Here is a 1,403-nt window from a genome sequence, read left to right as displayed (position 1 = left end):
CAGACTGCTGACAAACCCCTGGCTGGTCCAGGGGTTTTGTGATTCACTGGGTCATGTTGAAGAAACCTGCTCCCGAACAGACGGCTCTCGAGATGGTGACGCTCGACAGCCTGGTGCCGAAGGATCACCTGCTTCGCAAGATCGACGCGGTGATCGACTTCTCCTTCATCCACGATCGCGTTGCGGGCTTGTACTGCGCCGACAATGGCCGCCCGCCGCTTGATCCGACCTTGATGTTCAAGGCCTTGTTCATCGGCTACCTGTTCGGCATCCGCTCGGAGCGGCAGTTGGTGCGCGAGATCGAGGTCAATGTCGCCTATCGCTGGTTCCTGCGGATGAAGCTGACGGACGGCGTGTTCGACGCCTCGACGCTGTCCCAGAACCGCCGCCGCCGCTTCAACGACACTTCTGTGGCGCAGGATATTTTTGACCGCATCGTCGAGCAGGCGATCGGCCATGGTCTGGTCGATGGCACGGTTCTCTATACCGACTCGACGCATCTGAAGGCCAATGCCAACAAGGGCAAATACGACCTTGCGATGATAGAGAAGTCGCGGGCCGACTATTGGGCCGATCTCGACCGGGCGATCGCGGTCGAGCGGACACTGCATGGCCAGAAGCCGCTGAAGCAGAAAGAGCGCGAGCCGCAGGTCAAGGAAACCAAGGTCAGCCGCACCGATCCCGACAGTGGCTACATGGTGCGCGACGGCAAACCGAAAGGCTTCTTTTACCTGGACCATCGCACCGTCGATGGCCGCCACGCCATCATCACCGATACGCATGTCACGCCGGCCAATGTGCATGACAGTATCGTCTACCTCGACCGGCTGGACCGCCAGCGCGCCCGCTTCTCATTCGATGTCGGGGCGGTCGGACTGGATGCCGGTTACGCCACGGCGGGTATTGCGAAAGGGTTGGAGGACCGGGGCATCCTCGGCGTCACCGGTTATCGCAATCCGACACCGCCGAAAGAAGGCATGATGCGCAAGTCGAAATACGTCTTCGAGGCGCAGACAGACGGTTATCGCTGCCCGCAGGGTCAGTTGCTGACCTATGCCACAACCGATCGCAACGGCTACAGACACTATACGTCCGATCCGGCGATCTGCCGCGATTGCCCGCTTCTGGCGTCCTGCACCGCAAACGGCAAGGCCGTTCGCACCATCACCCGTCACGTCTGGGCCGAGGCCCGCGAGTGCGTCGATGCCCGCCGCAAGACGCCGTGGGGCAAAGCGATCTACAAGCGGCGCAAGGAGACCGTCGAACGATCCTTTGCCGACGCCAAGCAACTGCACGGCCATCGATACGCCAAATTCCGAAGTCTGACGCGTGTGGCATGCCAATGCCTCATGGCAGCCGCAGCCCAGAACATCAAGAAGATCGCAATCGCCCTCACAAGGGCC

General features: G+C 61.1%; 1 protein-coding gene. It reads left to right on the top strand.

Annotated features, from left to right (window positions below):
• Positions 1 to 53: 53 nt before the first annotated feature.
• The coding region (locus tag J2T09_RS27525; RefSeq protein ID WP_306840275.1) for an IS1182 family transposase at positions 54 to 1,403 on the top strand (1,350 nt) is incomplete at its 3' end.

Origin of the sequence: Neorhizobium huautlense, from assembly GCF_030811685.1 — a bacterium.
Taxonomy (GTDB): domain Bacteria; phylum Pseudomonadota; class Alphaproteobacteria; order Rhizobiales; family Rhizobiaceae; genus Neorhizobium; species Neorhizobium huautlense_A.
The sequence above is the reverse complement of the archived record's forward strand: the minus strand, read 5'-3'. Positions and strand labels throughout refer to the sequence as shown.